This window comes from Micromonospora lacuserhaii (genome assembly GCF_036902735.1).
Lineage (GTDB): Bacteria > Actinomycetota > Actinomycetes > Mycobacteriales > Micromonosporaceae > Micromonospora.
In genome coordinates this window covers 39,152-65,011 of the sequence record NZ_JBAKHO010000001.1, presented here as the reverse complement: position 1 = coordinate 65,011, position 25,860 = coordinate 39,152, and the positions used below count along the sequence as shown (strand labels likewise).

General features: G+C 73.6%; 24 protein-coding genes. 16 read left to right on the top strand and 8 right to left on the bottom strand.

What is annotated here, in order from left to right; translation table 11 throughout:
- Positions 1–96: 96 nt before the first annotated feature.
- The 4 genes from V6U81_RS00285 to V6U81_RS00270 all read left to right on the top strand — a co-directional run bounded on the left by V6U81_RS00285 (position 97) and on the right by V6U81_RS00270 (position 3,928).
- Positions 97–1,464: a M16 family metallopeptidase gene (locus tag V6U81_RS00285; protein WP_420883943.1), complete on the top strand. Its 1,368-nt coding sequence runs from the start codon at positions 97–99 to the stop codon at positions 1,462–1,464.
- Positions 1,465–1,538: 74 nt separating this feature from the next.
- The gene (dapB, locus tag V6U81_RS00280) at positions 1,539–2,312 is read left to right on the top strand and encodes a 4-hydroxy-tetrahydrodipicolinate reductase (RefSeq protein WP_334482591.1); all 774 of its coding nucleotides are present in this window, start codon (positions 1,539–1,541) and stop codon (positions 2,310–2,312) included.
- A gap of 89 nt (positions 2,313–2,401) precedes the next feature.
- Positions 2,402–3,325, top strand: coding sequence for a helix-turn-helix domain-containing protein (locus tag V6U81_RS00275; RefSeq protein WP_334482589.1), 924 nt, complete (start codon positions 2,402–2,404; stop codon positions 3,323–3,325).
- Positions 3,326–3,457: 132 nt separating this feature from the next.
- Positions 3,458–3,928 (top strand): GNAT family N-acetyltransferase, encoded by a 471-nt coding sequence (locus tag V6U81_RS00270; protein WP_334482587.1) that lies wholly within the window; start codon positions 3,458–3,460, stop codon positions 3,926–3,928.
- 60 nt (positions 3,929–3,988) lie between these two features.
- Here V6U81_RS00270 and V6U81_RS00265 read toward each other — a convergent pair whose 3' ends face one another.
- Positions 3,989–6,106, bottom strand: coding sequence for an amylo-alpha-1,6-glucosidase (locus V6U81_RS00265; protein WP_334482585.1), 2,118 nt, complete (start codon positions 6,104–6,106; stop codon positions 3,989–3,991).
- 145 nt (positions 6,107–6,251) lie between these two features.
- On the opposite strand from V6U81_RS00265, the gene V6U81_RS00260 reads away from it, so the two are divergent.
- The 4 genes from V6U81_RS00260 (at position 6,252) to V6U81_RS00245 (ending at position 10,622) form a co-directional block, all read left to right on the top strand.
- The gene (locus V6U81_RS00260) at positions 6,252–7,244 is read left to right on the top strand and encodes a LacI family DNA-binding transcriptional regulator (protein ID WP_334482583.1); all 993 of its coding nucleotides are present in this window, start codon (positions 6,252–6,254) and stop codon (positions 7,242–7,244) included.
- A gap of 38 nt (positions 7,245–7,282) precedes the next feature.
- Entirely contained in the window at positions 7,283–8,530 is a 1,248-nt protein-coding gene (locus V6U81_RS00255; RefSeq protein ID WP_334482580.1) for a sugar ABC transporter substrate-binding protein, read from the top strand.
- A gap of 68 nt (positions 8,531–8,598) precedes the next feature.
- On the top strand, positions 8,599–9,732 hold the full coding sequence (locus tag V6U81_RS00250; RefSeq protein ID WP_334482577.1) for a carbohydrate ABC transporter permease: 1,134 nt from the start codon (positions 8,599–8,601) through the stop codon (positions 9,730–9,732).
- Entirely contained in the window at positions 9,729–10,622 is an 894-nt protein-coding gene (locus V6U81_RS00245) for a carbohydrate ABC transporter permease (RefSeq protein ID WP_334482575.1), read from the top strand. The genes V6U81_RS00250 and V6U81_RS00245 overlap by 4 nt, the downstream gene beginning before the upstream one ends.
- 47 nt (positions 10,623–10,669) lie before the next feature.
- Here V6U81_RS00245 and V6U81_RS00240 read toward each other — a convergent pair whose 3' ends face one another.
- Genes V6U81_RS00240 through V6U81_RS00230 form a run of 3 tightly spaced genes read right to left on the bottom strand, consistent with a single transcriptional unit; the run spans position 10,670 to position 12,854 of the window.
- Positions 10,670–11,050, bottom strand: coding sequence for a VOC family protein (locus V6U81_RS00240; RefSeq protein ID WP_334482573.1), 381 nt, complete (start codon positions 11,048–11,050; stop codon positions 10,670–10,672).
- Positions 11,051–11,060: 10 nt separating this feature from the next.
- On the bottom strand, positions 11,061–12,110 hold the full coding sequence (locus V6U81_RS00235; RefSeq protein WP_334482570.1) for a sigma-70 family RNA polymerase sigma factor: 1,050 nt from the start codon (positions 12,108–12,110) through the stop codon (positions 11,061–11,063).
- Between the two features lie 9 nt (positions 12,111–12,119).
- Positions 12,120–12,854, bottom strand: a complete 735-nt coding sequence (locus V6U81_RS00230; RefSeq protein WP_334482567.1) for a TetR/AcrR family transcriptional regulator — start codon at positions 12,852–12,854, stop codon at positions 12,120–12,122.
- Between the two features lie 77 nt (positions 12,855–12,931).
- Between V6U81_RS00230 and V6U81_RS00225 the strand changes: the two genes are divergently transcribed.
- A complete protein-coding gene (locus V6U81_RS00225; RefSeq protein WP_334482564.1) occupies positions 12,932–13,768 on the top strand; it encodes an alpha/beta fold hydrolase in 837 nt (278 codons plus the stop codon).
- 46 nt (positions 13,769–13,814) lie between these two features.
- Here the strand turns inward: V6U81_RS00225 and V6U81_RS00220 are convergent, their stop codons facing one another.
- A complete protein-coding gene (locus V6U81_RS00220; protein ID WP_334482562.1) occupies positions 13,815–14,396 on the bottom strand; it encodes a GNAT family N-acetyltransferase in 582 nt (193 codons plus the stop codon).
- Between the two features lie 35 nt (positions 14,397–14,431).
- On the opposite strand from V6U81_RS00220, the gene V6U81_RS00215 reads away from it, so the two are divergent.
- Complete coding sequence (locus tag V6U81_RS00215; protein WP_334483143.1) at positions 14,432–15,742, top strand: glycosyltransferase family 87 protein; 1,311 nt, start codon at positions 14,432–14,434, stop codon at positions 15,740–15,742.
- Here the strand turns inward: V6U81_RS00215 and V6U81_RS00210 are convergent.
- Positions 15,641–16,192, bottom strand: a complete 552-nt coding sequence (locus V6U81_RS00210) for a GNAT family N-acetyltransferase (protein ID WP_334482559.1) — start codon at positions 16,190–16,192, stop codon at positions 15,641–15,643. The genes V6U81_RS00215 and V6U81_RS00210 overlap by 102 nt on opposite strands.
- Before the next feature lie 129 nt (positions 16,193–16,321).
- Here V6U81_RS00210 and V6U81_RS00205 point away from each other — a divergent pair, with 129 nt between their 5' ends.
- From V6U81_RS00205 to V6U81_RS00180, 6 genes are all read left to right on the top strand, one after another.
- The gene (locus V6U81_RS00205) at positions 16,322–17,551 is read left to right on the top strand and encodes a winged helix-turn-helix domain-containing protein (protein WP_334482557.1); all 1,230 of its coding nucleotides are present in this window, start codon (positions 16,322–16,324) and stop codon (positions 17,549–17,551) included.
- A 4-nt stretch (positions 17,552–17,555) separates the two neighbouring features.
- A complete protein-coding gene (locus V6U81_RS00200; RefSeq protein WP_334482554.1) occupies positions 17,556–18,137 on the top strand; it encodes a DUF2752 domain-containing protein in 582 nt (193 codons plus the stop codon).
- Between the two features lie 176 nt (positions 18,138–18,313).
- Positions 18,314–19,051 (top strand): FAD-dependent thymidylate synthase, encoded by a 738-nt coding sequence (thyX, locus tag V6U81_RS00195; protein WP_334483140.1) that lies wholly within the window; start codon positions 18,314–18,316, stop codon positions 19,049–19,051.
- Between the two features lie 53 nt (positions 19,052–19,104).
- Positions 19,105–20,031: a 4-hydroxy-tetrahydrodipicolinate synthase gene (gene dapA, locus V6U81_RS00190; protein ID WP_334482551.1), complete on the top strand. Its 927-nt coding sequence runs from the start codon at positions 19,105–19,107 to the stop codon at positions 20,029–20,031.
- A gap of 52 nt (positions 20,032–20,083) precedes the next feature.
- Positions 20,084–21,772 carry a ribonuclease J gene (locus V6U81_RS00185; protein WP_334482548.1) on the top strand — a complete coding sequence of 563 codons (1,689 nt, stop codon included), beginning with the start codon at positions 20,084–20,086 and terminating at the stop codon, positions 21,770–21,772.
- 190 nt (positions 21,773–21,962) lie between these two features.
- The gene (locus V6U81_RS00180; protein ID WP_334482545.1) at positions 21,963–23,540 is read left to right on the top strand and encodes a S1 family peptidase; all 1,578 of its coding nucleotides are present in this window, start codon (positions 21,963–21,965) and stop codon (positions 23,538–23,540) included.
- 113 nt (positions 23,541–23,653) lie between these two features.
- Here V6U81_RS00180 and V6U81_RS00175 read toward each other — a convergent pair whose 3' ends face one another.
- Positions 23,654–25,327 (bottom strand): type III secretion system chaperone family protein, encoded by a 1,674-nt coding sequence (locus tag V6U81_RS00175; protein WP_420883942.1) that lies wholly within the window; start codon positions 25,325–25,327, stop codon positions 23,654–23,656.
- Positions 25,324–25,800 carry a type III secretion system chaperone family protein gene (locus tag V6U81_RS00170; RefSeq protein WP_334482542.1) on the bottom strand — a complete coding sequence of 159 codons (477 nt, stop codon included), beginning with the start codon at positions 25,798–25,800 and terminating at the stop codon, positions 25,324–25,326. The genes V6U81_RS00175 and V6U81_RS00170 overlap by 4 nt, the downstream gene beginning before the upstream one ends.
- Positions 25,801–25,860: the final 60 nt, after the last annotated feature.

Genomic DNA, 25,860 nt, shown 5'->3' with positions numbered 1-25,860 from the left:
CCCGGCCGGTTCGTCCCACCCCACCCCTCGTAGATGTGAGAGCAGGTTTCCGTGAGTCGGGCCCAGCGTTCGTCTTTCCCTGCGCGTCGACGGGGGGTGGCGTCGTCCGACGCCGTCCGGCACGCCACCGGGTCCGCCCGGTCCGCCGGCGGCGCGGCCCGGGCGGTCACCCGCACCCTGAGTGACGACCCGCTGGGCGGCACCGTCCGGCGTACCGTGCTGCCCAGCGGCCTGCGGGTGCTCACCGAGGCGATTCCGGCGATGCGCAGCGTCTCCTTCGGCATCTGGGTGGCGGTCGGCTCGCGGGACGAGACCGGCCCGCAGGCCGGCGCCGCGCACTTCCTGGAGCACCTGCTCTTCAAGGGCACCCACAAGCGCGGCGCGCTGGAGATCTCCTCCGAGATCGAGGCGGTGGGCGGCGAGACCAACGCCTTCACCACCAAGGAATACACCTGCTACTACGCCCGCGTGCTGGACGAGGATCTGCCGCTGGCCATCGACGTCATGTGCGACGCGGTCGCCGACTCGGTGCTCGAACCGGCCGACGTGGAGACCGAGCGCGGCGTCATCCTCGAAGAGATCGCGATGCACGACGACGAGCCCGGTGACGAGGTGCACGACCTCTTCGCCCGCGCCGTCTACGGCGACCACCCCCTGGGCCGGCTGATCTCCGGCACCGAGGAGACGGTCACCCCGATGACCCGGCGGCAGATCCAGAGCTTCTACCGCGGCCGCTACACCCCGCCGCAGATCGTCATCGCCGCCGCCGGCAACCTCGACCACGCCGCCGTGGTCAAGCTGGTCCGCCAGGCGCTGCGCGGCACCCCGCTGGACACCGACCCGGCCGCGCCGGGCACGCACCGGTCGGCCACCCCGGAGGTACGCACCAAGCCGGCGGCCGTCCTGGTCGAGCCGAAGGAGACCGAGCAGGCGCACGTCATCCTCGGCTGCCGCGGCATCGACCGCACCGACGAGCGGCGCTTCGCCCTCGGGGTGCTCAACAACGTCCTCGGCGGCGGCATGTCCAGCCGGCTGTTCCAGGAGATCCGCGAGCGGCGGGGCCTGGCCTACTCGGTCTACTCCTACGCCAGCCAGTACGCCGACAGCGGCCTCTTCGCCGTCTACGCCGGCTGTGCGCCGGGCAAGGTGGACGAGGTGCTGGCGCTGACCCGCGCCGAGCTGACCCGGGTGGCCGCCGAGGGGCTCACCGAGGCCGAGGTGGCCCGGGGCAAGGGGATGAGCAAGGGCTCGTTCGTGCTGGGCCTGGAGGACACCGGCTCCCGGATGAGCCGGCTGGCCAAGGGGGAGCTGCTCTACGGCGACCTGATGCCCGTCGACGAGCTGCTGGCCCGGGTGGACGCGGTCACCGTGGCGGACGTCAACACCCTCGCCGCCGAACTGCTCAGCCGTCCGATGTCCCTGGCCGTGGTCGGCCCGTTCGGCGAGAGCGACTTCTCCGTCTGACCGCTGCCCCGCAACTGGGGACGGTGGGTGGTCCGCCGGGGTGACGGCGTCCCGATTGGGATAGGTTGTGCCCCGTGACTGACGAGCAGGAGAAGGGCCCGGACGAGCCGATCCGGGTCGGCGTGCTGGGTGCCCGGGGCCGGATGGGCGCCGAGGTGTGCAAGGCGGTCGACGCCGCCCCCGACATGGACCTGGTGGCCATGGTCGACCAGGGCGACTGGCTGTTCAACGCCTCCGACGCGGGCGCCGAGGTGGTCGTCGACTTCACTACGCCGGACGTCGTCATGGACAACCTGCACTGGTGCATCGACCAGGGCATCAACGCGGTGGTCGGCACCACCGGCTTCACCGAGCAGCGGCTCGACCGGGTGCGCGGCTGGCTGGAGCGCAAGCCGGGCGTCGGCGTGGTGATCGCCCCGAACTTCGGCATCGGCGCGGTGCTGATGATGCAGTTCGCCGCCCGGGCCGCCCGGCACTTCGAATCTGTGGAGATCGTCGAGCAGCACCACCCGCGCAAGCTGGACGCCCCCAGCGGCACCGCCACGCACACCGCGCGGCTGATCGCCCGGGCGCGCGCCGAGGCCGGTCTCGGCCCGGTGCCGGACGCCACCAAGGACGAGGTCGCCGGCGCCCGTGGCGCCGACATCGACGGGGTACGCGTGCACGCCGTTCGGGCCACCGGCCTGGTCGCCCACCAGGAGGTGCTCTTCGGCACCGTCGGGGAGACGCTGACCATCCGGCACGACTCGTACGACCGGGCCTCGTTCATGCCCGGCGTGCTGCTGGCGGTGCGCGCGGTGCGCACCCGGCCCGGCCTGACCATCGGCCTGGACGCCCTGCTCGACTGAGCTCCGCCGGCCCGGGACCCGGGCCGGTCACCGGCAGGTCCGCAACGGCGGTCAAGCGCCGCCGACGTCCCCGGGTGCAGGCTGTTCCCATGACGACGACGGACGGCCTGACCAGCATCCTGCACTGGGTGCAGGCCGGGCTGGACGATCCCACTGCCAGCCCGGTCGACCTGGCGGCGCGGGCGCACCTGTCCCGGTTCCACTTCGACCGGTTGGTCGCCGCGGCCACCGGCGAGCCACCGGGCGCCTTGCGCCGTCGGCTGCTGCTGGAGCGCGCCGCGTACCGGCTCACCAGCACCGACCTCACGGTCCTCGACGTCGCCGTCGAGGCCGGCTACGGCTCGCACGAGGCGTTCACCCGCGCCTTCCTGCGCGCCTACGGCGTGCCGCCGACGGACGTCCGGCGTCGCAGGCCGCTCACCTTCCACGAGCTGGAGCTGCCCTGCCCCAGCGGCGTCCACTTCCAGCCGCCCGGTGGCCTGCGGCTGCCGGCATCCCGCGAGGAGACCGCGATGAACGTGCTGCAACATCTCGTCGACCACCACGTCGACACCCTGACCGCCATCATCGACCGGGCCGCCACCCTCGACGACGAGGCGCTCGACCGGCCCGTGACCGTCTCGGTGGAGACCATCGACGAGGGGCCGACCCTGCGCCTGCTGATCAACGCGATGGTCACCCAGGAGGAGCACTGGCTGTCCGCGCTGCGCGGCGGCGACTGGCCCGACGAGAGCGACCGGTCGGTCGCCGGCCTGGCCGCCCGCCACGCAGTGGCCGGCCGGGACTGGCGGGCGTTCGTGGCGCGGACCCTGGCCGCCGGCACGCTGGCCGACACCTTCGTCGACACCACCTGTTCGCCGCCGGCCACCCACACCCTGGGCGGGACGATCGGCCACGTGATCACCTTTGCCGCGGTGCGCCGGACGATGGCGATCGGCGCCCTGCGCACCGCCGGAATCACCGATCTCGGCGCCGGTGATCCACGGCCCTTCCTCGACGCCCGGGCGGGCTGAACCGGTCGACGCCCGGGCGGGCTGAACCGGTCGACGCCCGGGCGGCGGTCGGTGGCGTCCGGCGGGCGGTGATGTCGGGCGGTGGGCGGAATGTGGTCGCCGGCGGTGGGGCCGCCGCCTAGGCTCGGCTCCATGATCGATTCTGGGTTGCGCGACCGGGCCGGCCGTCACGTCACCGTGCGCCCGGTCGACGACGACAACTGGCGGGCGGTGGCCGACGTCGCCCCCCGTGACGACCAGCGTGGCTGGGTCCCGGCCCTGGCGGCCCGCTACCTGGTGCTGACCATGCGCTCCGATGTCTGGACCTCGCTGGCGGTGTACGCCGACGAGACCGTGGTCGGGCACGTGATGTGGGGCGTGGACGACGACGGCTCCCGGTGGATCGGGGGCCTGGTGGTCGACGCCGATGAGCAGGACCGGGGGGTCGGCCGGGCCGCCGTCCGTACCCTCGCCGACTGGCTGGCGAGCCAGGACGGCGGCCACCCGGTCCGCCTCTCGTACCACCCGGACAACACCCCGGCCGCCCGCCTCTACACCTCCCTCGGCTTCACCCCCACCGGCGCGATGGAGGACGACGAACTCATCGCCGAACTCCGCCTCTGACCTCGTTGATCATGAGGTTGACGGCACAAACCGCGATCGACTTCGCCGCCAACCTCATGATCAACGGGGTTCTGGTGCGGGGGTTCGGGCCGGGGGGCGGGGGGTGGGGATCTGCGGGGTGAGGTGGAGGGTGTCGGGGAGGCCGGTGATCGTGGGGGTGCCTTCGTGGTCTACGTGGACGTCGACGGGGGTGCCGGCGATGCGGAAGCCTCGGACGGTCAGCGCGCCGAACTCCGGGCCGGCCAGCGGACGCAGGGTGACCCGGCCGTTCGGCACGTCGGGGTGCAGGCCCGCCCCGGCCTGGAGCAGCAGCACCGCGGCCGCCGCTGACCAGGCCTGCGGACGGCAGGCCGCCGGGTACGGGCTCGGCCGACCGAGCAGGCCCCGGTCGTCACCGCTGTACAGCTCGGGGAGCCGGTAGTCGAACGCCTCGGCGGCGCCGAGCAGCCCCTCGGCCAGGCCGAGCGCCGCCTCGCGGAAGCCGGCCCGGGCCAGTCCGGCCAGCACGATCGCGGTGTCGTGCGCCCAGATCGACCCGCAGTGGTACGACAGCGGGCTGAACCCGGCGTCGTCGGTGGACATGGTGCGCAGCCCGAAGCCACCGGCCAGCGCGTCGGCGGTGAGCAGCGTGGCGACCCGGGCCTCCTCCTCGGCGGAGAGCAGGCCGGTTCCGAGCAGGTGGCCGATGTTGCTGGTCAGCGAGTCGACCGGGCGCTTGTCCCGGTCCAGCGCGAGCGCCGGGCGGGGGCCGTCGGGGCCGCCGTCGACCCAGAACGAGGCCCGGAACCGCTCGGCCAGCCGGGCCGCGTACCCGCGCCACCGGTCGGCGCCGGGCCGGCCGAACGCGTCCAGCAGGTCGGCGCCGTTCACCGCCGCCTGGTACGCGTACCCCTGCACCTCGGCCAGCACGATCGGTGCGGCGGCGAGCCGGCCGTCACGGAACCGGACGGCGTCACCGGAGTCCTTCCAACCCTGGTTGGCCAGGCCGTGCCCGGTGGTGTCGACGTACTCGACCAGGCCGTCGGAGTCGGCGTCGGCGTGGTCGCCGAGCCAGCCCAGCGCGGCCTCCAGGTGCGGCAGCAGCGGCTCGACCTGGTCGGCCGGCAGCCCCCAGCGCCAGGCGTCGTGCAGCAGCGCCACCCAGAGCATGGTGGCGTCGACCGTGCCGTAGTACGCCGGCGGTAGCCGCAGCCCGTCGTCGAGGGTGAACTCGTGCCGGCGCAGCTCGTGCAGGATCTTGCCGGGGGCCTCGCCGGTGGTCGGGTCGACCCGGGTGCCCTGCCGGCGGGCGAGCACCCGCAGCGTGCTGGCGGCCAGCCCGGTGCCGAGCGGCAGCATCATCCGGGCGGCCCAGAGGCTGTCCCGGCCGAACAGGGTGAGGAACCAGGGCACCCCGGCGCCGAGGAAGACGTCCCCGGGGGTGGTGGCGTCGGTGAGCCGGAGCCCGCGCAGGTCGTCCAGGGAGCGGTCGAGCAGCCGGACCAGCCGGCGGTCGTCGGCGCGTACCTCGGGGCGGGACCAGTCCGGCTCGCCGGTCGGGGCGGCCACCGCGGCGCGGGGATCGTCCACCCGCAGCCGCCAGCGCAGCGTCACCGACTCGCGGGGGCCGAGCGCGACCGGCCAGGCGAGCCGGGGCGCGGTGGTGCGGTCGCCCTCGGCGTGCACCGCCGCGCCGTCGCCGGTGACGGTCACCGTGACGCCGTCGCCGGCCCAGCTGAGCTGGCCGGGCTGGCCGCACTTCGCCTCGACCGGCACGGTGGCGCCGCCGGACTTGACCACCTCGATCGGGGCCAGGTCGCAGCCCAGGTCGACGGCGACGGTGGCCTGGACCGGCACGCCGGCGGTGGAGACGACGCGTACCTCCTCGTCGAGGCCGTGCGGGCCGACCCGGCGGGTGCGCTCGACCCGGACGGTGGGGTCGGGGCCGGGGTCGCCGAGCCAGCGGGCGAGGCCGAGGAAGCGGGCGCCGTGCGGGCCGTCCGGGCCGTGGCTGAGCGCCTCGGGTTCCCGCTCGTCGATCCGCAGCTCGGCCCGGGAGAGCACCCGGGCGTCGGCGTGGAAGACGCCCTGGACGCCGGCCGGGCGGATCTGCCCGGCCCGGTCACCCAGCGCGCTGGTGGGGGCGAGGACCACCCCGACCAGATCGTGCAGCAGGGGTTGCAGGTGGCGTTCGATCACGGCTTCGGCTCCAGATCCTGTGGGGTGCGGACGACGTCTTGACAAGCCGTCCGGGGCGGTGCAAAGTGCGAAACATTCCAGAAACTTGAACGATCTAATCCTGCCTCATCCGAATTGGATCGTTCAAGATGGCGAGAGGGGTCAAGTGGCCGAAAAGGTGACCATCGCGACGGTGGCCCGACACGCCCAGGTCAGCCGGCAGACGGTGTCCAATGTGATCAACGCGCCGCACATCGTGCGCGAGGAGACCCGCCAGCGGGTGCAGGACGCCATCGTCGCCCTCGGCTACCGGGCCAACCAGGCCGCCCGTCAGATGCGCACCGGCCGCTCCCGGCTGATCGCCGTCCGGATCGAGCCCACCCGCGACGGGATCAACGGCTCGGTGCTCGACCGCTTCCTGCACGGCCTGACCGTCACCGCCGAGACGGCCGGCTACCGCACCCTGCTCTACACCGCCACCGACGCCGAGCGGGAGATCACCAGCTACGACGACCTGCTCGGCTCGTACGACCTCGACGGGTTCGTGCTGACCGGCACCGACCACGGCGACCCGCGTACCGCCTGGCTGGCCGAGCGGGGCGTGCCGTTCGTGACCTTCGGCCGGCCCTGGGACGACCTCGACGCGCACTGCTGGGTCGACGTGGACGGCGCCGCCGGCACCGCCCAGGCCACCCGGCACCTGCTGGCCGCTGGCCACCGCAGGATCGGCTGGATCGGCTGGCCGGCCGGCTCCGGCGTCGGCGACGACCGGCGCGCCGGCTGGCGGGAGACGCTGCGCGAGGCCGCCGTGGACCCGACCGGGCTGGACCGGGAGACCGTGGACGGCATCGCGGAGGGGGAGCGGTGCGCCCACGAGCTGCTCGCCCTGCCGACGCCGCCGACCGCCCTGGTCTGCGCCAGCGACTCCCTCGCGCTGGGCGCCCTCCAGGCCGCCCGCGCCGCCGACCCGCCCGTGCCGGTGATCGGCTTCGACGACACCCCGGTCGCCGCCGCGATCGGCCTGACCAGCGTCAGTCAACCCCTCGGTGACGCTGCCGCCCGCTGCGTCGACCTGCTCACCGCGGTGCTCGACGGGCCGCGGCACACCCCTGTACCCGTGCTGCTCCAGCCCTCACTGGTGCGGCGCCACACCGCGTGACACCCGTTTCGCACCACTTCCCCCACCCAGGAGAAAAGATGGCACCTCGATCTCTCACCCGCGCGGCGGTGGCCGGCCTCGCTGCCGTCGCGCTCTTCGGCTCCGCCGCCTGCGGCAGCGGCTTCGACGACGACAAGTCGGACACCACGCAGTCCAGCGGCCCGGCCAACCTGCAGATCCTGATCGGCTCCTCCGGAGACGCCGAGACCAAGGCGGTGCAGGACGCCGCCGCGAAGTGGGCGAGCGGCTCGGGCAACCAGGCCACCGTCACCCCGGCCCAGGACCTCACCCAGCAGCTCGGCCAGGCCCTCGCCGGCGGCACCCCGCCGGACGTCTTCTACGTCGACGCGGCCCGGTTCGCCGACTACGCCAGCGTCGGCGCCCTGGAGCCGTACGGCGACAAGATCAGCAACCCGGACGACTTCTACGAGAGCCTGCGCACCACGTTCACCTACGACGGCAAGTTCTACTGCGCGCCGAAGGACTTCTCCACCCTCGCCCTGCAGATCAACACCGACCTCTGGACCAAGGCCGGCCTGACCGACGCGGACGTGCCGACCAGCTGGGAGCAGCTCACCGCCACCGCCCGCAAGATCAAGGCCAAGGGTCAGGTGCCGCTGGCGCTCGGCGACACCCGGGACCGGATCGGCGCCTTCCTGGTGCAGAACGGCGGCTGGCTGATCAGCAAGGACGGCAAGCAGCCCACCGCCGACACCCCGGAGAACGAGGCCGCCCTCACGTACGTCAGGTCGCTGCTCACCGAGGGGCTGGCCCGCTACCCGAAGCAGCTCGACGCCGGCTGGTCCGGTGAGGCGTTCGGCAAGGGCAAGGCCGTGATGACCATCGAGGGCAACTGGATCAAGGGCGCCCTGCAGAACGACTTCCCCAACGTGAAGTACAAGGTCGTCGAGCTGCCCGCCGGGCCGAAGGGCAAGGGGACGCTCTCCTTCACCAACTGCTGGGGGATCGCGGCCAAGAGCAAGTTCAAGGACCAGGCGATCAAGTTCGTCGAGGCGATGACGGCCGGCGACCAGCAGATGACCTTCGCCAAGGCGTTCGGCGTGATGCCGTCCCGGCAGTCGGTGCGCGACCAGTACAGCAGCGAGTTCCCGGCGGACAAGCCGTTCATCGACGGCGCCGAGTACGCCCAGGGCCCGGTGAACGCCCCGAAGATGGACAGCGTCCTCGGTGACCTGGACACCGGCCTGCAGGGCCTGTCCAACGGCAACCCGAAGACCATCCTCGGCAACTTCGACAAGAACGCCAAGGCGGCGCTCGGCGGCTGACGTGACCGACAGGGGGCGCCGCCGACCGGCGGCGCCCCACCGGCCACGCGCGAGTCGAAGGAGGGGAGATGGCAACCGAAGCACTGGCGGCGCCGGCCACCGCGAGCGGCCGCCCGCCGCGCCGCACCGGAAGCGGCATCCGGAGCAACGAGAACGTCGCCGGCTGGCTCTTCGTCGCCCCGGTGATCGTGATCCTCGGCCTGTTCCTGCTGCTGCCGATCCTGATGGCGCTCTGGGTGAGCCTCACCGACTGGAACGGCCAGGGCAGCCCGTTCACCGCGGAGGTGCCGTTCGTCGGCGCCGACAACTACACGAAGCTGTTCAGCGAGGAGGGGCTCGCCCGCCGCGACTTCATGACCAGCATCCGCAACAACATCTACTACGTGGCGCTGGTCGTGCCGACGCAGACGGTGCTCGCCCTCGGCCTCGCGCTGATCGTCAACAACCGGATGCTCAAGGGGAAGGCCTTCTTCCGTAGCGCCTTCTACTTCCCCTCGGTGACCAGCTCGGTGGCGATCAGCGTGGTCTTCCTCTTCCTCTTCGCCAACTCCGGGGCGGTCAACCAGCTGCTCGGTGTCTTCGGCGTCGACGGGCCGCAGTGGTTCGCCGACTCCCGTGGGGTGCTGCACCTGCTGCTCGGCGCGGTCGGGGTGGACACCGCGCCGGCCGGGCTCGCCGACGGCGGGCCGTTCGGGCTGAGCTGGTGGGACTGGCTCTCCGGACCGAGCGTCGCGATGATCTCGATCATCGCGCTGGTCGTCTGGACCACCTCCGGCACCTTCATGCTGATGTTCCTGGCCGCGCTCCAGAGCGTCCCGGTGGCGCTGGACGAGGCGAGCACCCTGGACGGCGCGAGCCGCTGGCAGCGGCTCCGGCACGTCACCCTGCCGATGATCAAGCCGACCATGTTCCTGGTGGTCACCCTCGGTCTGATCGGCTCCTGGCAGGTCTTCGACCAGGTGTACGTGATGAGCCAGGGCGAGCCGGCCAAGACCACGCTCACCCCGGCGTACCTGTCGTACCGGACCGCGTTCCGGGACTTCGACTACGGCTCCGGGGCGGCCATCTCGTTCGTGCTGTTCCTCATCATCATCGTGTTCACCCTGGTGCAGCGCCGGGTGATGGCCGACCGGGACACCGACGCGTCCGCCACCGGTAACCGGTGGTGGCGTCGGCGGGTACGAGGGGGGTCGCCGTCATGACCGCACTCACCGACCGTCCGCCGGTGGCGGCGGCGCCCGCCCGCCGCGGCCGCCGCGGCGCCCGCACCCTGGTCAGCCGGATTCTCGGGTACGCCGTGCTGATCTTCTTCGGGCTGGTCTTCCTCTACCCGTTCGTCATCCAGCTCGGCAACTCGCTGAAGACCGAGCCGGACGCGGCGGCGAACCCGCTGTCGCCGTTCCCGAACCCGGTCACCACCGCCGGCTTCGAGCGGATCTTCGAGGGCACCAACTTCCCGCTCTGGCTCGGCAACTCGCTGCTGGTCACCGTGCTGGTCACCCTCGGCCGGGTCTTCTTCGACTCGCTCGCCGGCTATGCCCTGGCCCGGCTGCGGTTCAAGGGCCGTTCCGGGCTCTTCGCCGCGGTCATCGCGGTGATGGCGGTGCCCGGCGTGGTGCTGCTGATCCCGAAGTTCCTGGTGCTCAACCAGCTCGGCATCTACAACAGCTACGCCGGGCTGGTCGTGCCGCTGCTCGCCGACGCGGCCGGGGTCTTCATCATGAAGCAGTTCTTCGAGTCCATCCCGGTGAGCATGGAGGAGGCGGCCCGGATCGACGGCGCCGGCGTCTTCCGCACCTACTGGTCGGTGGTGCTGCCGATGGCGAGGCCGGCGCTGATCACCCTGACCATCCTGTCGTTCCAGGGCTCCTGGAACGAGTTCCCGCACAGCCTCGTCTCGGTCCAGGACCCGGACCTGTTCACCCTGCCGCGCGGGCTGGCCGACCTGGTCAGCGGCTCGCTCGGCAAGGGCACCCAGTATCCGCTCAAGCTCGGCGCGGCGCTGCTGGCGACCATCCCGGTCGCGGTGCTCTTCGTGATCTTCCAGCGCTACTTCGTCCGCGGCGGCAACGAGGGCGCGGAGAAGGGCTGACCCGGCACGTGGCGGTTCCCGGCGGAGTCGTCGGGAACCGCCACGTGTCACTGCCGCGCGATGACCGACATGATGTTGCCGGCCGGGTCGGTGAACCAGGCGATCGTCGGCCCGTTGTCGCGCATGATCCCCTTCTCGTCCTGCGGCATCCCGTCGTAGCGCTCGAACCGCACCCCGCGCGCGGTCAGCTCGTCGACGGCGGTGTCGACGTCGTCCACCGGGAAGTTGAGCACCGTGAAGGACGCCGGGGTGTGGCCCGCCTTGGGATAGACCACGACGTCCCGGTCGCCGGCGAGGTGCAGCGTGAGCAGCCCGCCCGGGCCGCCCTGCTGTGACACCCGCAGGCCGAGCGTCTCGGCGTAGAACCGCTGCGCGCGGTCGGTGTCGTCCACCGAGAACCCGCTGAACGCCGGAGTGTCCCTGAACATGGTGATCTCCTCACTCTCCTCGCCGTTGCCAGGGCGACGCGGGCGTCCGGAGTTCGTCGTGGCCGCACGGACCGAGCCGGGCCGGCAGGCCGAACAGGGGGAAGAGCCGGGGCTCGAGGAAGTGGGTGAGCCCGGTGATCCGGCCGCCGGCGATCGCCAGCAGCTGGATCGAGAACGGCCGGTGGCCGCCGGCCGGGTCCGGCCGGTACTGCGCCAGCGCCGGCCCGCCGTTGGCCGCCACCTCGACCAGCCGGGAACCCCGGCAGCCCGCGCCGGGCCCGGCCAACCAGCGGCCGATGTCCGCCGCCCCGCGCAGCCACATCGGGTACGGCGGCATGCTGTGCACCGCGTCCTCCCGCAGCAGACCCACCAGGGCGTCGATGTCGTAGCGCTCGAAGACCCGCACGTAACGGTCGAGCAGGTCGCGGTGCTCCCGGTCCAGCGCCGGGCCGGGGGAGGTGGGGTCGCGGTCGCCCATCGTGGCCCGGGCCCGTTGCAGCGCGCTGTTGACCGCCGGCACGCTGCTGCCGAGCAGGATGGCCACCTCGTCGGCCCGCCAGCGCAGCACGTCCCGCAGGATCAGCACAGCCCGCTGCCGCGGCGGCAGGTGCTGCAACGCCGCCACGAAGGCCAGCCGGACCGACTCCCGGGTCACCGTCGCCTCGGCCGGGTCGCCCCCGCCGGGAAGCACCGCCGCGTCCGGCGCCGGCTCCAGCCACCCGCCGGCCGGCGACCCGAGCGCGGCCGGCTCCGGTGCGGACGGGGCGCCGAGATCCATCGGCAGGGCCCGCCGCTCGCGCCCCCGGAGCTGGTCCAGGCAGACGTTGGTGGCGATCCGGTAGAGCCAGGTGCGCAGGCTGGACCGCCCGTCGAAGCCGTCGAGGCCGCGCCACGCCCGCAGCAGGGTCTCCTGCACGGCGTCCTCGGCGTCGAACACGGAGCCGAGCATGCGGTAGGCGTAGCCGGTCAGCTCGACCCGGAACCCGTCCAACTCCGCCACTGCTTTCGGGCCTGGCGGGGTTGCCTCCGAGCCCTCCTTGCGCGCCGTTGCTGCCGTCATGGGGTCACCCTAGGTCGACCCTGGGACAGTCGGGCGGATGTCGCGCGGACCGCACGTCGGGTCGCCCGGGTCGGTGGCCAGCAGTCCCGTCAGCAGGCTGCGCAGGGTGCGGTCGAACAGGTCGCGGCGGGGTGGCGGAGCCTGGGGCTCTGCGAACGCGGCGGCCAGGTGCGGGTACGCCGTGACGTCGAAACGGGGGAAGGTGACCGCCGCGGACGTCGCCTCGCTGCGCGCGAAGAGCGTGACGACGCCGGTCGTCATCGCGATGGCCTCGAACTTCGCGGTGATCGCGCAGTCCACCGGCGTCATGACCCTCAGGCAGGCGTCGAACCAGGCCAGGCTCTCCGGCCCGATCGCCGGCGGCCGGTGCATCACGTCGATCAGCCACGGGTGGCGCCGGTACAGGGCCAGCTGCCTGCGGGCCAGTTCCAGCATCCCGTCCAGCCAGTCGCCGCCCGCCTCCGGATACGGCCGCAGCTCGCCGACCACCCGGTCGGTCATCAGGTCCAGCAGGTCGTCCCGGGACGACAGGTACCGGTAGAGCGAACCGGCGCCGGTGCCCAGCGCAGTGGCCAGGGCCCGCATCGATACCGCCGGCAGCCCCGCCGCGTCCGCCAGCGCGATTGCGGCCGTGACGATGTCGTCCCGGCTGTGGGCCGGGGCGGGTCCCCGGGCGCCGCGTTCAGGTCGGCTCCAGATCGGCTGCCGGCCGCTGCCGGCGGAATTCGTGGGTGCATCGCTCACCGATCAACTGTAAACTGCAAACAGCGTTCGCGGTTATGGGCGTGAGCGCCATCCTCGACTGACGGAGGTGACAGGGGATGGAACGGATCATCGCACCGGACGGCGCGGGCATCGTGCTGCACACCACGGGCAGCGGACCGGGCATCGTGGTGGTGCACGGAGGCGGCGTCACCATCGAGGTGTACCGCCGGCTGGCCGCGTCGCTGGCCGACCGGTTCACCGTGCACCTGTACAACCGCCGTGGCCGGGCGGACGCCCCGGCGCGGCGCGAGCCGTACACCGTGGAGCAGGACATCGACGACCTCGGCGCGGTGCTGGCCGCCACCGGTGCCCGCAACGTCATCGGCCACAGCTCGGGCGGCCTGATCGCGCTACGGGCGGCACTGCGGCTGCCGATCGACCGACTGGCGCTCTACGATCCCGCGATCTCGGTGGACGGTGGCTTTCCGGGTGGGTGGCTCGACGCCGCGCGGGCGGCGCTGCGCGATGGCGACACCGCCCGGGCCATGGCGATCACGACCGCCGGGATCAACACCCACTCGGCGGCGACGAAGCTGCCCCTCGGTCTCCAGGTCGCGATCTGCCGACTCTTCCTGCGGACCCGGATCGGAGGCCAGATGGGCGACCTGTTGGCGATGACGCTGGACGAGACCGCCCAGGTGGTGGCCCACGACTGCCCGGCCGACCGCTACGCGGGCGTCACCGCCGAAGTGCTGCTGGCGTACGGGGCCGCCGGTCCGCCGTACTACGCCCCGATGGCCGACGCGCTGGCGCGCGCACTGCCGCGGGCCCGGGTGCTGCCGCTGGCGCGGGGCGGGCACGACGCCGTCAACCGCGCACCCGCCCGGCTGGTCGACCCGCTTGCCGCGTTCTTCGCGGCTTCCGTCCCGCCGGAGCGGACCGCTCGGGTGTGACGGCGGAGCCGTGGGGCGGTCCCGGTACGGAGTCCGGCCGGGCAGCTCAGTCCCTGTCGACCGGCTCCGTGGGCACCGCGACGTGCAGGCGGACCTGGGGGACCAGCATGTCGTCGACGTCCAGGGCGCGGGCCGCCCCGTCCGGCTCCCAGCCGGTGCTGGTGAGGAACTTCCGGGTCGCCTCGTCGCCCTCGAACGCCCAGGCCACCGCCCGGTCGAAGCCGTCGGAGCGCCACAGGTCCACGGCGGCGGCGAGCAGCCGGCTGCCGTGCCCGCGTCGGCCCCAGCGCGGCTCCACCAGCAGGTCGGTCACCGCGGCCACGCCCTCGCCGAGCGCCTCGGCCGGCTCCTCGGGGGCGAGCGCCTCGGCGTCCGCCGGTCCGGAAGCCGCGAACCCCACCAGATAGGATTGCTCGGCCTGTTCGACGGCGACCAGCACGCGGTGGGCGCCGGAGGGCGGCTCCTGCACCGCCGCGCTCCACCGCCGGGCCAGCCACGCCTCGTCCAGGTTGTCGAGCACGTGCCGGGGCAGGATCCGGCGATAGGCGACCCGCCAGGTCGCGAGCTGGATGCGTGCGATCTCACCGGCGTCCTCGGGACGCGCCGGGCGGACGTACCCCATGGCCATGGCACGGAAGCCTACGCAGGGCGGGAGAGACGATGGTGGCGCAGGGTGCCAGGCGAACGGCGTGGCAGGTCACCGGGGTCGTCGCGCTCGCCGTCGCGGTGGCCGCCTTCCTCACGGTGGCGGCGGTGCGACACGGCTTCTTCGACCTGAAGGTCTACTACGGGGCGTTGACCTTCTGGGTCCACGACGGCGGCGAGATCTACGACTACCTCAAGCTCGGCACCCAGTACGGCTTCACCTACCCGCCCTTCGCCGCCCTGGTGATGCTGCCGATGGCGTACCTGCCGTGGCCGGCGGCGATCACCGTCAGCGTGGTCGCCAGCGTGGTGGTGAGCAGCGTGGTGATCTGGTGGCTGCTCGACCCGGTCGCCCGCCGCGCCGGCTGGACCCGCTGGTTCGCCCTCGCGGTCGCGCTCTGCCTGGCCGCCGCCTTCGAGCCGATGCGCGAGACGATCAACTTCGGCCAGGTCAACATGCTGCTGCTCTTCCTGGTCGCGCTGGACCTGCTCCGGCTGCTGCCGGCCGGCAACCGGTGGGCCGGGGTGGGCATCGGCCTGGCCACCGCGATCAAGCTGACCCCCGGCGTCTTCATCATCTACCTGCTGATCACCGGCCGCTGGCGGGCCGCGGTCACCGCCATGGCCGCCGCGGCCGCCGCCACGCTGGCCGCCGCCGCGCTCTTCCCGGACGCCTCCCGGGAGTTCTGGACCTCGGCGCTGTGGAACACCAACCGGGTCGGTGAGCTGGCGTTCGTCTCCAACCAGTCGCTGCGCGGGGTGGTGGCCCGGCTGCACCCGGAACACCCGAGCACCCTCGCCTGGCTGGTGCTGGTCCTGGCCACCCTGGCCGTCTGGGGCTGGCGGGCCCGGGCCGCCGTGGCGAACGGCGACGAGGCGACCGGGCTGGCGCTGACCGGCGCGATGATGTGCCTGGTCAGCCCGGTCACCTGGGTGCACCACCTGGTCTGGCTCATCCCGGCGCTGATCCTGCTGGTCGACAACGCGGTCGCCGCGCCCGCCCGCAGCAGCCGCCGCCGCGCGCTGGTGGCCTTCGTGGTGGTCGCGTACGGGCTGCTGATCAGCCGGATCGTCTGGGCCTGGGAGAAGGACTTCAGCGGCGTGGACGGCTTCCTGGGCAGCAACACCTACGTCTGGATCAGCCTCGCGCTGCTGCTCCTGCTGCCGATCCGGCACGGGGCCGCCCCGCTGCGCGGCGACGGCCCGGCCCGTGGCGGGCCCGGCGGGTCAGCCGTCGAGCCGGCCGGCGTACCGCAGCTCGTCGAGGTGGACCGGGGGACGCCCACCGGCGAGCGGCACCGGGTAGGTGCACCGCTCACCGTCGGGTGACAGGCCGGCCCGCTCCCAGAAACGGCGGGCCCGGCTGTTCTCCGCGAGCACCCAGAGCCGGTACTCCCGCCAGCCCCGCGCCGCCAGGCCGTCCCGGGCGGCGGACAGCAGGGTCCGCGCGGTGCCGTCGCCCCAGTGCGCCGGCTCGACGTACACCGCCACCACTTCGCCCCGGGTCTCGTCCAGGTCGTCCCGGTCCTGGTTGTTGCGGTACGGCCCGAACGTGGTGAAGCCGGCCGGCACCCCGTCGACCTCGGCGAGCAGCGTGGTGAACGGGTGCTCCGGGTCGGCGGTGCCGAGGTCCCGGCGGCGCTGCGCCCAGGCCGCCGGGTTGAGCCGGCGCAGCACCTCGTCGGGCATGATCCCGGCGTAGCCGGCCTGCCAGCCGTGGATGTGCACCCGGGCGATCGCCTCGGCGTCCTCGGGGTCCTCGCGACGGATGGTCAGCATGTGTCCGTTCTATGCCTCTACCGGCGGCCGGTCCAGCGTCCGCTCCGTACGACGACTTCAGCTCGGCGTGTCTGACGCCGCGCCCCGACCTGAAGCCGTCGGTCGCAGGCGTGGATTAGGGTGCCGACGATGGCCGTACCGGAATCGCTCTCCCTCGCCCAGGCCCGGCGGGTGGCGCTGGCCGCCCAGGGCTTCGCCGACCCGGCGCCCACCGGGGTGCCCACCCGCCGCCACCTGCGGCGGGTGCTCGACCGGGTCGGCCTGATCCAGATGGACTCGGTCAACGTGCTGCAGCGCGCGCACTACCTGCCGCTCTACAGCCGGCTCGGGCCCTACCCGACCACCCTGCTGGACACCGCCGCCTACCGCCGGCCCCGGGAGCTCTTCGAGTACTGGGGCCACGAGGCGTCACTGGTGCCGGTGGCGCTGCACGCCGCGCTGCGCTGGCGGATGGCCAAGGCCCGGGACGACGCCTGGGGCGGGATGCGCCGCATCGCGCAGGAGCAGCCCGAACTGGTCGCCTGGGTCCGCGACGAGGTGGCCGCCCGGGGCCCGCTGACCGTCGCCGAGATCGAGCACGACGCGCCCCGGGAGACCGGCAACTGGGGGTGGAACTGGTCGGCGGTGAAGCGGGCGCTGGAGTTCCTCTTCTGGGCCGGCGAGGTCACCGCCGCCGAGCGCACCACCTCCTTCGCCCGCCGCTACGACCTCCCCGAGCGGGTGCTGCCGGCCGCCGCTCTGGACGCGCCCACCCCGACCGACGCCGAGGCGTACCGGACGCTGGTGGCGGTGGCCGCCCGGTCGCTCGGGGTGGCCGCCGAGCCGGAGCTGCGCGACTACTTCCGGCTGCCGCTGGCCGGCGCCCGGCAGGCGATCGCCGAGCTGGTCGAGGCCGGCGAGCTGCTCCCGGTCGCCGTGCAGGGCTGGCGGCAGCCGGCCTGGCTGCACGCCGACGCCCGGCTGCCCCGCTGGGTCCGGGGCAACACCCTGGTCAGTCCGTTCGACCCGGTGGTCTGGGAGCGGGCCCGCACCGAGCGGCTCTTCGGCTTCAGCTACCGGATCGAGATCTACGTGCCGGCGCCGCAGCGGGTGCACGGCTACTACGTGCTGCCGTTCCTGCAGGGGGAGCGGTTCACCGCCCGGGTCGACCTGAAGGCCGACCGTCGGGCCGGGGTGCTGCTGGTGCCGGCGGCCTGGCGGGAACCGGCCGCCGACGCGGGGGAGACCGCCGTGGCGCTCGCCGCCGAGCTGTACCGGCTCGCCGGCTGGCTCGGCCTGTCGGCCGTCGCCCCGCCCGCCGCCGGTGACCTGGCAACCCCGCTGGCCGCCGCGCTGGCGGGCGTGGCCGGTGTACCGTGAGCGCGTGACGAGCGTGGACGGGCCGGCCGGTTCGGGCGTGCAGGGAATCGACGGCGCGGCGTACGGCCCCGGCGACGGGCCGCACCCCGGCGGCGATCCGGCGGGGCCGTGGCCGCCGGTGGCCTACCAACCGGTCGAGCCGGATCGCCTCACCCGACTCGTGCTCCGCGTGTACGACCGGTCCCCGCGCTGGGCCGTCCCGCTGGCCGCCGTCGGCTGCGTCGGCCTCGGCATGGCCTACGCGCTGGTCAGCGATCCCACCCGGAGCGACCCGGACGCCGCCCCGAGCTGCCTGCTCAAGCTCACCACCGGGCTGGACTGCCCGGGCTGCGGCGGCACCCGCGCCCTCTGGTACGTGCTGCACGGCGACATCCCCGCCGCCGCCCGGCACCACTTCCTCTTCGTCTTCGCGCTGCCCTTCCTGGCGTACCTCTTCGTGGCCTGGGCCGGTGAGCGGGCCTTCGGCTGGCGGCTGCCGCAGCTGCGGATCAGCTCGCCGGTGATCGCCGGGTTCCTCGTCGCCTGGCTGGCGTTCTCGGTGGTCCGCAACCTGCCCTGGGCCCCGTTCACCTCGCTCTACGTCTGACGGTCCCGCACCGCCGGTTCGCCCCGCCGCGAGGTGCGGTCTGCGAGATCTTGGACACTTGTCGTTCCCGCGGAACGGAAACTGTCCAAGATTCGCAGCTCAAGTCCGGTGTCGAAGCCGGCAGGCCAACTTTCGCGCACGGGTGCGGGGCAACTACAGTCCCAGGAATGCCGGAGATGGTGCAGCCCCAGGTCAAGCTGATCGCGTGGACCCAGTTCCAGGCCCCGGACGACGTGCCGTGGTCGACCGACGCCGAGGGCGGCCAGGCGCTGGCCGAGTTCGCCGGGCGGGCCTGCTACCAGAGCTGGAAGAAGCCGAACCCGGCGACCGCGACCAACGCCGGCTACCTGGCGCACATCCTCGAGGTCGGGCACCTGTCGGTGCTGGAGCACGGGTCGGTGAGCTTCTACTTCACCGGCGTCTCCCGCTCGTTCACCCATGAGCTGATCCGGCACCGGCACTTCTCGTACTCCCAGCTCTCCCAGCGGTACGTCCCGGAGCGGGACGCGGCCATGGTCGAGCCCTCGGTGATCGCCGACGACCCGGAGCTGCACAAGAAGTTCGTCGAGGCGGCCGAGGCGAGCGTCCGGGCGTACACCGAGCTGCTGGAGGGGCTGGAGCAGCGCTTCTCCGACGAGCCCAACCCGACGCTGCGCCGCAAGCAGGCCCGGCAGGCGGCCCGCGCGGTGCTGCCCAACGCCACCGAGACCCGGATCGTGGTCACCGGCAACTACCGGGCCTGGCGGCACTTCATCGCGATGCGCGCCACCGAGCACGCCGACGTGGAGATCCGCGAGCTGGCCGTGGAGTGCCTGCGCCAGCTCCAGGGGGTCGCGCCGAACGTCTTCGCGGACTTCGTCATCACCACGCTGCCGGACGGCACCGAGGTGGCGACCAGCCCGCACGGCGAGTGAGTCCTGGGCCCTTCCCCACCAGTCGTCCGGTGGCCGTCCGCTAGGTTGTGAGCATGACGCACGACCACCCTGCCGCCCCCGACCGGGGCGTGTCCCGCCCGTTCGGGCGACTGCTCACGGCCATGGTGACCCCGTTCACCGCCGACGGCTCCCTCGACCTCGACGGCGCCGTACGGCTGGCGAACCACCTCGTCGACGAGCAGGGCAACGACGCGCTCGTGCTCAACGGCACCACCGGCGAGTCGCCCACCACCACGGACGCGGAGAAGGAGCGCCTGATCCGCGCGGTGGTCGAGGCGGTCGGCGACCGGGCCCGGATCGTCGCCGGAGTGGGCACCAACGACACCCGGCACACCATCGAACTGGCCGCGTCGGCCGAGAAGGCCGGCGCGCACGGTCTGCTGGTGGTGACCCCGTACTACAGCAAGCCGCCGCAGAGCGGTCTGCTGCGGCACTTCACCGCGGTCGCCGACGCGACCGGGCTGCCGGTGATGCTCTACGACATCCCGCACCGCGCCGGGGTGGCCATCGCCACCGACACGCTGGTGCGCCTCGCCGAGCACGGCCGGATCGTCGCAGTGAAGGACGCCAAGGGTGACCTGGCCGCCACCAGCTGGGTGACCAGCCGGAGCAACCTGGCGGTATACAGCGGGGAGGACGCGCTCACCCTGCCCGGGCTCGCCGTCGGCGGGGTCGGCGTGGTGGGCACCTCGACGCACTTCACCGGCGCCCTGACCAAGCAGATGATCGAGGCGTACGACGCCGGCGACAACCACACCGCGCTGGCCCTGCACCGGCGGCTCATGCCACTGTTCACCGGGATCTTCCGCACCCAGGGCGTGATCCTGGTGAAGGCGGGGCTGGCGGCCAAGGGCCTGCCGGCCGGCCCGGTGCGGCCCCCGCTGGTGGACGCGACCGACGACGAGATCGCCCAGCTGCGCGCGGACTGCGCCGCAGCGGGCCTGGAGCTGCCCGAATGATCGAACGACACGATGGACGCCGGGTTACGGCGTCGCAGAATGAGGTGGACGCGTGACCGAGGCGCACATGGAGGGCGAACTGCCCCCGCCGCTGCCGGAGGGCGGCCTTCGGATCATCCCGCTCGGCGGGCTCGGCGCCATCGGCCGGAACATGACCGTCTTCGAGTTCGACGGCAAGTTGCTGATCGTGGACTGCGGGGTGCTCTTCCCCGACGTCGAGCAGCCGGGCGTGGACCTGATCCTGCCCGACTTCGGCCCGATCCTGGACCGGCTGGCTGACGTCCAGGCGATCGTGCTGACCCACGGCCACGAGGACCACATCGGCGCGGTGCCGTACCTGCTCGCCCACAAGCCCGACATTCCGCTGGTCGGCTCCCAGTTCACCCTGGCCCTGGTCGAGGCGAAGCTGGCCGAGCGGCGGATCCAGCCGTACACGCTGACCGTGCGGGAGGGCGGCCGGGAGCGGCTCGGGCCGTTCGAGTGCGAGTTCTTCGCGGTCAACCACTCGATCCCGGACGCGCTCGCGGTGGCCATCCGCACCCCGGCCGGCCTGGTGCTGCACACCGGCGACTTCAAGATGGACCAGCTCCCGCTGGACGGCCGGATCACCGACCTGGCCGGCTTCGCCCGGCTCGGCGCCGAGGGTGTGGACCTGCTGCTGTCGGACTCCACCAACGCAGAGATCCCCGGCTTCGTCACCCCGGAGCGGGAGATCGGGCCGGTGCTCGACTCGATCTTCGTGAAGGCGAAGGGGCGGATCATCGTCGCCTCGTTCGCCTCGCACGTGCACCGGGTGCAGCAGGTCTTCGACTCGGCGGCCGAGCACGGCCGCAAGGTGGCGCTGATCGGCCGGTCGATGGTCCGCAACATGGGCATCGCCCGCGACCTGGGCCTGCTCAACATCCCGGCCGGCCTGGTGATCGGGATCGAGGAGGCCACCACCCTGCCGCCCGAGCAGATCGTGCTGATGTCCACCGGGTCGCAGGGCGAGCCGATGAGCGCACTGGGCCGGATGGCCAGCGGCGACCACCGGCACATCACCATCGCCCCCGGCGACACGGTGGTGCTGGCCAGCTCACTGGTGCCCGGCAACGAGACCTCCGTCTACCGGGTGATCAACCGGCTGGCCCGGGCCGGCGCGGTGGTCGTGCACAAGGACGTGGCGAAGGTGCACGTCTCCGGCCACGCCCCCGCCGGCGAGCTGCTCTACCTGCTCAACGTGACCCGTCCCAGCAACCTGATGCCGGTGCACGGCGAGTGGCGGCACCTGCGCGCGCACGCCCGGCTCGGCATCGAGTCCGGGGTCGCCCCGGACCGGGTGGTGCTCTGCGAGGACGGCGACGTGGTCGACCTGGTCGAGGGGCGCGCCAAGCTGGTCGGGCACGTGAAGAGCCGCTACGTCTACGTCGACGGCCTGGCCGTCGGTGACGTCAGCGAGTCGCTGCTCACCGAGCGGCGGATCCTCGGCGACGGCGGCTTCATCGCCACCACCGTGGTGGTCGACTCGGTCACCGGCAAGGTGGTCGCCGGCCCGACCCTGTCGGCGAAGGGCTTCTCCGAGGACCCGGAGGCGTTCAACCCGGTCGTCCCGCTGGTCACCGAGGCGCTCAACCGGGCCGCGGCGGACGGCATCACCGACCCGCACCAGCTCCAGCAGATCGTCCGGCGTACCGTCGGGCGCTGGGTCAACGACAAGTACCGCCGGCGTCCGATGATCGTCCCGACGGTCGTCGAGGTCTGACCCCACCGGCTCCGCACGCCGGTCCACCGTCCGCGGTGGACCGGCGTCGCCGTTCCGGGGTACGTCGACGGTAGGTGGCCGGACGGACACGCTGCGGTGAAAGATCCGGATCGACCTCAACCGATCGGCGGTTCTCTGCGTACTCCGGTCCGGCAGGCGTACCCCGCGCTGGCCGGGAGGAGCATGGCGGATGGACCGCAGACGGATGACAGCCATCGGCGTGGTGCTGGCGGCGGCCGGCCTGACGGCGGCGGTGACCCTGCCGTCGTTCGCCGGGGAGAACGCCGCCCCACGGGCCGGTGTGCCGGCCGGCGCGACCGGGACGGGCGGCGCCGCCCCCGAGGTGCTGGACGCGATGAGCCGGGATCTCTCGCTCACCCGCGAGCAGGCGGCGAAGCGGCTGGCCAGCGAGCGGCGGGCCGCCGGCACGCTGGGCCGGCTGCGGACCCAGCTCGGCGACGCCTATGCCGGTAGCTGGCTCAGCACCGACGGCGGCACGCTGACCGTCGCGGTGGCCGACCCGGCGCAGGCGGCCCGGGTACGCGCCGCCGGGGCGGTGCCGAAGCAGGTCGACCGGGGCGTCGACGAGCTGGACGCGGTGAAGACCCGGCTCGACTCGGCCGGTCGGCAGGCCACCCCGGACATCGCCGGCTGGTACGTCGACGTCACCAGCAACGCGGTGGTGGTGCTGGCCCGGCCGGGCGCCGAGGACGCCGGCCGCCGGTTCGCCGCGGCGACCGGGGTGCCGGCCGGGGCCGTCCGGGTGGAGGCCTCCGCCGAGACGCCACGCCCGCTGTTCGACGTACGCGGCGGTGACGCCTTCTTCATCAACAACGCGGGTCGCTGCTCGGTCGGCTTCGCCGTGGTGGGCGGGTTCGTCACCGCCGGGCACTGCGGCCAGCCGGGCGACCGCACCACCGGCGCGAACCGGGTCGCCCAGGGCACCTTCAAGGCCTCGTCCTTCCCCGGCGACGACTGGGCGTTCGTCGAGGTGAACGCCCAGTGGACGCCGCAGGGCGTGGTGAACGACTTCAACGGTGGCACGGTGCCGGTGAACGGCTCCGCCGAGGCCCCGGTCGGCGCCTCCATCTGCCGTTCCGGCTCCACCACCGGCACCCGCTGCGGGGTGGTCCAGGCCAAGAACGCCACGGTGAACTACCCGGAGGGAACGGTCACCGGGCTGACCCGGACGAACGTCTGCGCCGAGCCGGGCGACTCCGGCGGTGCGTGGCTCTCCGGCGACCAGGCGCAGGGCGTCACCTCCGGCGGCTCCGGCGACTGCACCCAGGGCGGAGTGACCTTCTTCCAGCCGGTCACCGAGATCCTCCAGCGCAACAACCTGACCCTGGTGACCGCGAACGCCCAGTCGGCCCCGGCCGAGCCGCCGGCCGGCGGTGAGGCCACCGCCCCGCCGGCCACCGTCGCCCCGACCGCCCCGCCGGCCGGTGGCGGGGAGGCGTCGGTGTGCACCGGTGCGGTGAGCCGTACCGGCGAGATCACCGCCGGCCGGTCGCAGGCCCAGCCCGACGGCCGCTGGTTCGTCGCCCAGGATGGCGGGCAGAGCGCCTGCCTGGAGGCTCCCGACGGCGCGCAGCTGGTGCTGGAACTCCAGCGTTGGACGGGCACCGGCTTCCGCACGGTGGCCCGGGCCGGCACCCAGGACGGCGTCGCGACGCTCGAGGCCGACGGCGCCGCCGGCGCCTACCGCTACCGGGTCACCGCGCTGAGCGGGTCCGGCGAGTACACCCTGGCGTTCTCCGCCAGCTGATCCGGCGGCACACCGCGGGCACCCGCCCGCCGCTGTCGCGGACCGCGGCCTTCGACCACCACCGCCCGGTGGTCGGGGGCCGCTCCGCGTCCGCGCTCACCGTCGCGTCCCGGTCAGGGCAGCGCGGCGACCGCCTCGGCGTACGCGACGCCGGTGGCCACCGCCGCGTCGACCAGGACGCCGAGCTGGACCGGGGCGACCCCGTGCTCCAGGTCGGTGGTGACGTCCCCGGCCAGCACGAGCTCGTCGGAGTCCAACTCGTGCACGTACGCCTTGGGCAGCAGCCGGTCGTGGTTCCAGGCGTTGCAGAACTCGTACGCCTCGGCAAGCCGGTGCGCCGGCAGCCGCCGGGCGGCCACCACCCGGGCGTGCAGGATCTCCCCGTGCCGGCCGACCTGGCGGAACTGGATGACCGCCTCGTCCCACCGGCCGACCACGACCCCGGCCGCGTCGACGGCGTACACGTCGCCCCGCCGGTCGAGCACCGAGGTGATCATCGACAGGGCGAGCGGCGCCGGCTCGTCGGCCGACGGCAGGAACGGCTCGTCCGCCGGGTCGTCGCCGGGCCGGTCGTCGGGGAGCGGCACGGGCGGGCCGAGGGGGCGTTCGGCCAGCCAGGAGGCGATCCGGCCGGACTGGTGGCCGGTGCCGTTGCGGGCGTCGAAGCTGCCGGCCAGCCGGGTGGCCAGGGCGAGCAGGTCGGCGCCGAGGGTCGCCACGTTCGGGTCGGCGGCGGGCCGGTCGCCGTACGCCGGTCTGCGCACCCGCCGCCCGCCCAGCCCCGCCTCGACGGCGAGGGCGCAGACCAGCGCCCCGGCGGCGGCGAACTCCATCGCGGACAGGTCGTCGTACGGGTGGTCCAGCCGGGGCAGCTGCTCGGTGAGCACGTCCAGCCCCCGGTCGAGGTGCCCGGCCAACGCGCAGAACCGCAGGTGGGTCGCGAGGTACGGGAAGGCGCCCCGCTCCCGCCGGTGCCGCCGGTACGCCCGTACGTGCGCCTGCGCGGCCCGCTCGGCCCGACCGGTACGCAGCCACGGCAGCAGCGCCCCGGCCAGCGCGCGTTCCGGCTGGTCGGTGCAGTCGAGCACGCCGTCGAGCAGCGGGCGCAGCGCGTCCAGCGCCGCCGCGTCGTCGCCCCACCCGGCGAGCAGCTCGGCCCGGCGGGCCGGCAGGCAGCCCGGGCAGCCGGCCGTCGGGTCGGGGTCGGCGGCCGCCCAGTCGTCGTACCAGCGCCGGGCGGCCGGCTCGTCGCCGAGGTGGTCGGCGAGCCGGCAGCGCAGCTGGGCGACCAGCCCGCTCCGCTCGCCGGCCCGAAGGGCCAGGTCGTCGAGGAGCGCCCGGGCCTGGTCCAGCCCGATCCTGGGCGTGCCGATCGCGGCCTCGACCGCGTACCGCTGGTGGCGGCGGAGCCGCTCGGCGTCGCCGGGCCGCTCGTCGAGCAGCCCGGGGAACCGGTCCACGGTGGCCAGGGCGCGCCGCACCGGCTCGGCCACCCGCCAGCGCTCCCCGTCCGACAGGTACGCCTCGACCAGCGCGATCCGGGCGTCCAGTGCGGACCGCCCGTCGCCGACGGCGTCGGCCCGGGCGGCGATGCGGTCCAGCTCGGCGAAGCGCGGCTCGCCGTCGGGCAGGTCGCGGGCGTCGGCGAGCGCGGTGATCAGCTCCGGGTCGGGTCCGCCCGGACCGGTCGACGGGTCGGGCCCGCCCCGGTCGGTCGACCGGTCGGACCGTCCACCCTGGCCGGACCAGCGGCGGCCCGGGCGGGGCACGGAGTCGCCGCCGGTCACGGGGTCGCCCCGCCGGGTAGCCGGCCGACGGCCTCGGCGAGCTGGCAGCCGGTCGAGATGGCGCAGTCGAGGAGCTGGTCGAGCTGGTGCGGGGTGACCCCGCGTTCCAGGTCGGTGATGACCTCGCCGCAGACCCGGGCCCGCCCGTCGTCGTCGACGTGGACGAACGCCTTGGGCCAGAGCCGGTCGTGGTTCCAGGAGTTGCAGAACGCGTAGAGCGCCGGCACGTACTCGATGCCGAAGGTCGGCGCGGCCAGGGTGCGGACCTGGAGCAGCTCCCCGGCGACGCCCGGGCGCAGGAACCAGATCAGGCTGTCGGCCCAACGGCCGACCAGATCACCGTCGTTGTCGGTGGAGAACGCGTAGCCCCGGTTCGTCAGCACCGCGGCGATCAGCGACCCGGTCAACGGTTGCAGGGCCTGCGGGTGCCCGGCCAGGGGGTCCGGACCGTCCTCGAAAGCAGGCGACGCCATCGGGCATCCCTTCCTGAGGCAAATAACACGTCTGGAGGCGTGGTCCGCGTTGCGACGCGC